2 protein-coding genes are annotated in these 2181 nt (G+C 42.0%); one reads left to right on the top strand and one right to left on the bottom strand.

Annotation, left to right across the window (positions count from 1 at the left end):
• Window positions 1-1275: NB-ARC domain-containing protein (locus RRG12_RS43340; RefSeq protein WP_420763302.1), on the bottom strand; the 1275-nt coding region annotated here is incomplete at its 3' end.
• 162 nt (window positions 1276-1437) lie between these two features.
• Between RRG12_RS43340 and RRG12_RS43335 the strand changes: the two genes are divergently transcribed.
• Window positions 1438-2181 (top strand): photosystem II q(b) protein (locus tag RRG12_RS43335; RefSeq protein ID WP_420763301.1); only part of this gene is annotated, 744 nt, incomplete at its 3' end.

Here is a 2181-nt window from a genome sequence, read left to right as displayed (position 1 = left end):
CTCCATCAACACAGGCTGTAGTGTGAATAAACCACTACCTTTTTCAATTAGGCTGCGTCTTTCTAAAGCTGACAATGCTTCTAGGAGTTGAGAAGACGCAATCAAGGATAATAAATCAGCCTGTATTTCGGGAAAATTTACAGGTTCGCGGTTGATTGCCAACCAATACATGACTGATTTTTCTAAAGCTGATAAACGTTGAAACTGTTGTTCGAGCAAATCTTGAATATCACCGAATACAACAGTACCTTGAGCAAGAAAATTAGAAATATTACTATCAAATAAATCCCGGATTGTGGTTGCTACAATCTTCAGCGCCAGTGGATTACCTGCATAGGATTGAATTAGAGTTTGCCATTCATCAATTGAACCAATAAAGCTACCTTTGCAGCTAAAAATTGCTTGTCCATCAGCAATTAATAAACCAGATAATTGCATAGTTCTAACAGGCAACTTTTCGCCTTCAATTACCGCCACCTCTTTAGGCTTTTCTCGACTCGTCAGCACCAAACAGCTTTGGTGGCGAAACTCACCAATTCGCTTAAAAAGCTCACCATACCCTTCGTAACCAGAGCGATATTGACCTGTTCGACCCTCATTACTGGTTAAGATTGTCTCTGCATTATCGAGAATTAGCAGACAGCGATGTTTTTGGAGATAGGTAAGCAGTCGAGAAATGCGATCGCTCACAGATTCGGGTAAATCTCCCTGCTGTTGGTGAGAGAGAACTTGAATCAAGCTAGTGAGTAGCGCTTCAATGGTAGGGGCGTTATAGAGCGATCGCCAAATAACATACTCAAAGTTTTCCTGAAGTTTCTCACTCAACTTCACAGATAAAGAAGTTTTACCAATTCCCCCAATCCCCAATAGTGCCACTAACCGACAACGGTCTTGATTAATCCACTGCTCTAAGGTGGCAATTTCTTGGAAACGTCCGTAAAAAATCGAAACGTCGAGCGCTTCACCCCAGTCTTGATAAGTTTTTATGGGATTATCAGGCTTGATTTCTCCAGTATTGTTCTGACGAGAACACCATCTTCTCAAAGACGAACGGAGGTTATCTTTAGTAACTTTCTCACCCATCGCCTTAGAGAGCATTTTCCAGAGTCGAAAGCCAACAATTTTGATGTAGTCGGCATCATAATCAAACTTTTCAGCAATCTCTGGATATGTTTTCTGTTCCCATGACTGTCGGAAAATAATTTCTTGCAAGTCATTTAGAGGTGTTTTTCCCAGAATTATTTCAACAATGGCTAAGGCTTCTTCGGCAGTCATTTACCCAGAGGTTGCTTACTAAAGTTAACTTCAACTTGTAACTTTCAATAACTATTAGTTACTGCAAAGATTTAGCAACTTTTTTAAGATGCTATCAGTTGTTGATTCCTAACGAACAACAACTTTAAATCATCAACAAAATCATTGAAATTATTCTAAACTATGACTACTACCTTACAAAGACGCTCTAGCGCCAATGTCTGGGAGCGATTCTGTGAGTGGATCACAAGCACCGATAATCGTCTATACATCGGTTGGTTCGGTGTCCTGATGATTCCCACCCTGCTAACAGCTACCACTTGCTTCATCATCGCCTTTATTGCTGCACCCCCCGTAGATATCGATGGTATCCGCGAGCCTGTTGCTGGTTCTTTGATTTATGGCAACAATATTATCTCTGGTGCGGTTGTTCCTTCTTCCAATGCGATCGGCTTACACTTCTACCCCATTTGGGAAGCAGCTTCTTTAGATGAGTGGCTTTACAACGGTGGCCCCTACCAGCTAGTAATTTTCCACTTCTTAATTGGTTGCGCTTGCTACATGGGACGGCAATGGGAGTTGAGCTACCGCTTGGGAATGCGTCCCTGGATCTGTGTAGCTTATAGCGCTCCCCTGGCTTCTGCGACTGCTGTCTTCTTAATTTACCCCATTGGTCAAGGCTCTTTCTCTGATGGTATGCCTTTGGGTATTTCTGGAACCTTCAACTTTATGTTGGTGTTCCAAGCTGAACACAATATCCTAATGCATCCATTCCATCAGTTAGGTGTGATTGGTGTGTTTGGTGGTGCTTTAATTTCTGCGATGCACGGTTCTTTGGTGACTTCTACCTTAGTTCGTGAAACTAGCGAAACCGAATCTGCAAACTACGGCTATAAGTTCGGTCAAGAACAAGAAACCTACAACATC

It is taken from the genome of Nostoc sp. CALU 546, assembly GCF_048836525.1.
Note: the sequence above shows the minus strand (reverse complement) of the source record. Positions and strands in the feature narration are given on the sequence as shown.